This is a genomic window from Bartonella sp. AA16NXGY, assembly GCF_042197325.1.
In the GTDB taxonomy this organism is placed as follows: domain Bacteria; phylum Pseudomonadota; class Alphaproteobacteria; order Rhizobiales; family Rhizobiaceae; genus Bartonella.
Genome location: NZ_JBHIRR010000011.1, coordinates 17737 through 23563, shown reverse-complemented (window position 1 = coordinate 23563; position 5827 = coordinate 17737). Strand labels below are relative to the sequence as shown.

General features: G+C 39.7%; 4 protein-coding genes. All 4 read left to right on the top strand.

The genetic code is table 11. From position 1 onward, the window contains the following. Nucleotides 1-71: 71 nt before the first annotated feature. The gene (bgtE, locus tag ACFINK_RS06965; protein WP_273791307.1) at nt 72-1535 is read left to right on the top strand and encodes a gene transfer agent protein BgtE; all 1464 of its coding nucleotides are present in this window, start codon (nt 72-74) and stop codon (nt 1533-1535) included. Between the two features lie 317 nt (nt 1536-1852). Next, nucleotides 1853-2335, top strand: coding sequence for a hypothetical protein (locus ACFINK_RS06960; RefSeq protein WP_375638499.1), 483 nt, complete (start codon nt 1853-1855; stop codon nt 2333-2335). Beyond that, on the top strand, nt 2332-3471 hold the full coding sequence (gene bgtD / locus ACFINK_RS06955; RefSeq protein WP_375638498.1) for a BaGTA-type gene transfer agent maturation protease BgtD: 1140 nt from the start codon (nt 2332-2334) through the stop codon (nt 3469-3471). Before ACFINK_RS06960 ends, bgtD begins: the two co-directional genes overlap by 4 nt. Next, on the top strand, nt 3468-4472 hold the full coding sequence (bgtC, locus tag ACFINK_RS06950) for a gene transfer agent tail collar protein BgtC (RefSeq protein WP_375638497.1): 1005 nt from the start codon (nt 3468-3470) through the stop codon (nt 4470-4472). The genes bgtD and bgtC overlap by 4 nt, the downstream gene beginning before the upstream one ends. Nucleotides 4473-5827 lie beyond the last annotated feature (1355 nt).

The following is a 5827-nucleotide window of genomic DNA, read 5'->3' as shown; positions in this document are numbered from 1 at the left end:
GTGGTTTTTTATCAATAAGCCTTGGTGTTTTGAATGGCACTGGGCTCTTCAAAGATTTTATGGGGGTCTTGATGGCTTTTTTCCCAATCGCTGATTATCGACCCGATGTGGCGGATATCAATGGAATTTTTACCGATGAACTTGTTAATGTGCTCCCAGCGGATGGCTCCTATATCCCTATGCCAAGTTTTGAACCTTTATCAGAGCCTTGTCCGGAGCCAATCTTAGGCACTCTTGCGGTTAAAACAAAAAATGGGGTTTCTATTATTGTCGGGACAAGAGATAAAATCTACTTACTTGATAATACAACAATGAACTGGAAAGATATTAGCCAAAAAGGAAAATCTTATCTGGCTAATGTTGATGCTCCGTGGTCTTTTGCTTTGTTTGGTGATTTTATCATTGCTGTGAATGCCAATGATAAACCACAAGTGATTGATATTAATCATGATAAAACATTTAGAAATTTAGGAGGAAATCCACCACAGGCAGGGATTGTTCGAATCTGGGGAGATTTCGTTTGTTTGATGAAATTAACTGAGTATCCAAGACGGGTTCATTGGTCTGGATTAAATGATGCTGAATTTTGGACCGTGGGAAAAAAAAGTTGTGATTATCAAGATTTTCCTGATGGCGGATTCGTCCAAGGGGCAACCGAGACAACAAATCCAATTATCTTTATGCGTTCTGCAATCTATGCTGGTTCTTTTATTCCTGGCTCTAAGATTATTTTTAGTTTCCAAAAAATCCACGATAAACGAGGCGCAAAAAATGCTGAATCAATTGTTTGTAGAGGCGATTTAGCATTCTTTGCCGATGAGGGCGGGTTTTATCAAATAACAAATGAGGGACAGATTATACCCATTGGGTTCGAAAAAGTCGATCGAACGATGACCGCAAAATCAAGGAAGGATAATCTGTACACTCTGTCTGCTGCTATCGATGGGGTGTATAATCGTGTTTATTGGATGGTTGATTCTGATGAGAATCTTCATAAACGTATCTTGCTCATTTATGATTGGGGATTGCAAAAATGGACAAAAGCTCTCGTCGATATCAAAATGATATTGCCTATTTTCTTAGCAGGAACAACCCTAGAAGGTCTTGATTTTGTGACTAAGAATATTGACGATTTGTCCTTTTCTCTCGATAGTAAAGCTTGGAAAAATGAATCGCCTATTCTGGGGGCATTTGATCAACAGGGGAGACTGGGTTCGTTTTCTGGGGGTCCTATGGCTTGTGTCGTGACATCACAAGAAATGGGGCAGACAAATGGCATGATAACACGGGTGAAAAATATTATGCCTCAAGTCAATAGTGGAAAGTTTTATTTGTCTGTGGGAATGCGCTTTCGACAATCTCTTGAAGAGGAAACTGTTTGGTTGCCAGAAAAACAGCCCTCTTATAATACTGGACAAATTCACTGTCGTGCAAGGGCACGGTTTTATCGCTTTAAATTGCGTATTCCTGAAGGGGTGAATTGGACTCATGTCACTGGATTTGATGTGGAATTGACGCGGGCCGGCATGCGATAGGCATGCCCTTTTGTAATATCATGCGATAGGCTCAAGCCTCTATTATTAAAGAACAAATGCCCCATAGGCTTCCCAAACCTTTATAAACAAAGGCACAATGCGATAAGCTGTGTCTTTATAATATGAAGAACAAGGTGGTGCGTTATGTTTCATGCTTTTCTGCGATAAAGGAAAATAGGCTGCACCATGGTTTATTTTTATAAAGAAAAAAGTTCCCTCTTTGTTGTGACAAAGGGATGATGGGGCTTTTTTTCTTTTATTGTGCGGGGGGGCATGGAATGCGTGAAATGCGTAGACGGAATGTTATTTGAGGGGAGATGAGTGACAAAGCTAAAAGAGCTAAAATTATGATACAAGAGAGTCAAGATTTATATTCTGCTCATCTGACAGAGCAGTGGCCATGGGAAAAAATAGCTCCCTATCAAGAGGCTCTCAATGCTGCATTGAAAAAATATGTTCAGCGCTTTCCGGATGATGTTTGTCTGGAAAAAATTGCTGAAGAAATCGCTACAGGACAAGCACAATTGTGGCTGGTCTTAAAAAATAAAATCCAATTTAGTGCTTTTGCAATTACCAAAGTTGAAATAACCCATACGGGAAAAAAATGCGTCGTTCTCTCTGATCTTGCTGGAGAGGGAGGGCTGAAATTGGTCAAATTGATTGATGAAGTCGAAAAATGGGCGCGAACAATTAATGCTGAAGAAATGCACATGTTTGGAAGAACTGGATGGGCGAAAAAGCTCGCTTATCACGGATATTCTCGTAATCTTATTCAATATAGAAAGGTTCTGAACCCATGAGTAGAAAAACCACACCTCAAGTGCAGACAACAACACAAACAAATGCTCCACCTGCTTGGGCGGCTGATATTCTTAAACAAGCCAGTGCTGATGCACTTGGACTTTATAATAAAGGAATTGGCGGAAACGTTTATCAGGGAGACAGAGTCGCTGGTCTTAGCAATATGACAAAAAATGCGCTGACCGGTTTACAACAAGCAGCAGGGCTCTATAACAATCCAACGGTAACGCAATGGTTGAGTGCACCAACCAACAGCGCTACAAATCTTTCCGGTATGGCTAAGGGAAGCTGGATTGGAAGCAATAGTAAATTTAATACTGCATTGCAAAATGCTCTGAATAAAACGTCCGATGCAATTAATCAATCGATGTCTGGGGCAGGACGTTATGGCTCTGGGGCTCATACTGGTGTGCTGGCCGATGAGTTAGGCGCCTTGGCAACAAATGCTGCAGCACAGCAATATAATCAAGATATTAACAATATGATGAATGCCAACCAGATGATTGATCGCTCTCAGAATGATCAAGTTAATGCGGCAAATAGCTATTATCAAGGACAGAGTAACGTGCAAAGCAATGCTTTGAAAGGGGGCATGATTCAAGATATAAACCGCCAAAATGTCTTAGATGCTGAACGCCAAAAATGGTCAGAAAAAGATAATCAAGATTGGAACCGATTGCAAAGCTTGTTACAGGTAGGGACACAGGCTGCTGGAAATTACGGAACGACTTCAGGAAAATCCACGACAATGCCTTCTGTGACAAAAGATCCATTGCGTGATGCGCAGCAAGTACTTGGATTGGTCGGAGGAATTTTAGGGCTTTGTGATGTGAGAGCAAAAGAAAATATTATCCCTGTGGGGCAGAAAAAGGGATATCCACTTTATACCTTTAATTATAAGGGAAATCCACAACGTTATCAGGGCGTTATGGCGCAAGACGTGTTGCGTGTGAACCCTGAAGCTGTTTATGTCAATGCAAAAACAAAGTTATTGCATGTTGATTATGACAAAATAGGTTTGAAAATGGAAAAAATGAAAATGGAGAAAATGCCGGCATCTAAAAATAAAATTGCGGCTTTCTTTTCTTCATTTTTTGCTCGTTTTCCCTTTTTGAATAAAGAGTATCTTCTATGAGCTCGATTTATGATTGGTCAATTGTTGCATCAGAAAATGCTTATGTCGACGAGAATATAAACTGGGCAGAAGGGCAACCGCCAAGCACAGTCAATGATAGTGCTCGCGCTATGATGCAACGCATCAAAGAATATTTGTTGGATAATGGGGGCGGGATTGAAACACAGTTTACTGTCGATGTGGAAAACGAGAGAACGTCACTTCGTTTGGCAACAAAGTCTTTTTTTGAGACTTATATGGATGGCATTGTTGTGCGCTTTAAAGCACAAGGCGTCAATAGAGGAAAGACAAATATTTCTTTAAATCAATTGCTACCACGACCAACTTATATGGCAACGCCAGAGGGTATTATGCCTTTAAAGGGCGGAGAAATTCAAAAAGGGGGGCTTTATGAAGTCGTCTATACGCGTGATATTGCCGGAAAAAATGCTGATGGCTGGTTTTTAACCAATCCTACTATAAAACTTCCTGAAATCCCTCCCTTTCCTCCTTTGCCTGAAACTTTTTCTTCTGGATTTATTGGGACTTTTGCTACAGAAAAAATACCCTCTGGATGGTTACTCTGTGATGGTAAAGAATATTCGCGAAGGAACTATGCCAATCTTTTTGCTGTTTTGGGAGAAACATGGGGAAAAGGAGATGGGAGAACAACATTCAATGTTCCCGATTTGCGTGGAATGTTTTTACGGGGGCTCGATAGTGGAAAAGAAATTGATAAAGGACGTCGCTTGGGAAGTCGACAAGAAGAGTCTTTTAAATCTCATACCCATGAAGGAAAAACAGATTCAACAGGTAACCACCAGCATAGTTATCCAATGATTGAAAAGGTAGTTTGGGATATGAATCACGGTGAATATTATAGAAATCTGGCTCAAATTTACAATAAAAATTTGTTGACAGGTCCTGCGGGAGAGCATGAACATAAGGTCTTGTTGCAAAAAACAGGGGGAGATGAAACACGTCCTGTCAATGTGGCGGTGGTTTATGCTGTCAAAGCCTGAGAATGAAAGCTGTAGGAGAGAAAGATAAAAATGCTAAAATGTTTGTTATGAAAAAAGTCTTATTGAATATAAAGTCTTATAGAATATATTGTGTAGAAAGTTTTGATGCGCTTTAGAAAAAAAACTTAACTCTCTTTATTTTTTGTGCTGCCTTTGTTGGATGCCTAAAGGTGAGTTTACCTATTGTTCTTTAGAGGATCAAGACAGTGATTATTAAAGGTAGGGAAAGAACAAAAAAAATTTCTTTATTCATGGCGTTTTTTGCTGAGGAATAAAGATTTTATCCCAAATGCCTCTCTCTTGTGGTATCGTGATCCATTGTTTCAAGTGCTGGGTTTAAACCGCTGCTGTGCGATGACAAAAAGCCCCTAGATAATTTTATCCTATTATAGCGTAAATACCGTCATTAAAACACTATTATTGAAGGTGGTGATATCAGTAAGATAGCTTAAAGTATTTAATACATTAGCAAATGTTATGGTGAGGATTTTCTTGGTTAAGTATTATGCAAGTGAATCATATAAATAATGAGCAGATATGGAGCCCCTTCAGAGGAGTTGGATTGTTTACAAACCGATGTGGGGCTAAAACCTTTGTCCTTTGAGGGTGGTGGAAAGAGGTCAACGGATATGTTTATTTAAAGCGAGAAAAGGCAAAATGGAGCGCTTTCTTTTTTGGCAAAGCGTGTAGGAAAAAAGCCCCTCTTTGTTTTCAAAATGGGTGCACTGTTGGCAAGAGCAGCAGGTTGGCGATGCGTTGTAGTACATGGTGAGGCATTGAACCCTCTGAGATGGCATTTTGTGCTTATCAGGCAACTTCTTGAAACAGGATGAGAGTGATACGAGAAAATCTATAAGACAATAGTTTATCCCGTTGTGTTGTAAAATACCATTGTTTGAGATGTGGTTAAAATTTTATGCATGGAGTGTTTTTCATCTGTACGTATTCCTAAAGCAGTGTTTTTTGTAGAGTAACTCTGGACAGGGGATGTATTACAAGGATGCATTTGAAAGGGGAAGCCAAGTTAAATCTGTTAGATACGAAGCCAGATTGTTGACAAACCATTGTTTATTGATTGGCATTATTTAAAGACCGGTGTGGGCTTTGTCCTTTTGGGAAAGGTTGATACAGCATGCAAGGTGGTCAAACATTTTTCTTTGGTTATCAGGTGATAAAGTCAACATTTTAGGTGGAAAACAGAGTATAATCTAAAAAAATACCTTGTAAAAATTTTCGATGAGGAAATTTTTTTCAAAAGCCTTTTACATGGTTGTCTGAGGTTGTCTGAGGTTGTCTGAGGTTGTCTGAGGTTGTCTGAGGTTGTCTGAGGTTGTCTGAGGTTGTCTGAGGTTGTC

Bases quoted from the DNA above. Each gene is read 5' to 3' on its own strand.
- bgtD (WP_375638498.1), top strand. From the start codon at position 2,332: ATGAGTAGAAAAACCACACCTCAAGTGCAGACAACAACACAAACAAAT.
- bgtE (WP_273791307.1), top strand. From the start codon at position 72: ATGGCTTTTTTCCCAATCGCTGATTATCGACCCGATGTGGCGGATATC.
- bgtC (WP_375638497.1), top strand. From the start codon at position 3,468: ATGAGCTCGATTTATGATTGGTCAATTGTTGCATCAGAAAATGCTTAT.
- ACFINK_RS06960 (WP_375638499.1), top strand. From the start codon at position 1,853: ATGAGTGACAAAGCTAAAAGAGCTAAAATTATGATACAAGAGAGTCAA.